This window comes from Salinimicrobium oceani (genome assembly GCF_012037645.1).
This window is the reverse complement of the sequence record NZ_JAAVJR010000977.1, coordinates 1-379: the sequence shown is the minus strand read 5'-3', so window position 1 is coordinate 379 and position 379 is coordinate 1. Positions and strand designations below refer to the sequence as shown.

The 379-nt window shown below is 36.1% G+C and carries 1 pseudogene; it reads right to left on the bottom strand.

The features are described from left to right. Positions 1 to 320 (bottom strand): annotated as a pseudogene (locus HC175_RS20340) (fumarylacetoacetase); the annotation flags it as partial. Positions 321 to 379 lie beyond the last annotated feature (59 nt).

Here is a 379-nt window from a genome sequence, read left to right as displayed (position 1 = left end):
TCCCGAAGTTTAGCATTATTAGCATCAAAAACTTCGGCAATTCTGTTTCTTACAAGTCTCCAGGTCTTTTTTCCGTCAGAAATGAAATCATTAAGTGTATCCTGTAGAAAAATATCATCGGTAAGTGGAATACCTTCAAAATAGCCCAATTGATGCAGGGCACCAAGGTCTATAGCGGTATCACCAATTCGGCTTCCAATTGTAATAATGTCGTCTCTGGTTAAGAAGACGCCAAAGGGAATATTTTGAATAGGAAAATCTGAATTTTCGGGTACTTGCAGCCAGGTTTTACGGGTAGGGTCGTTAGCTGAAATGGACATAATAAATGTTGGTATTTTGTTAAAATCAATTCAATCCAAATATATTATTTTCTTACTAA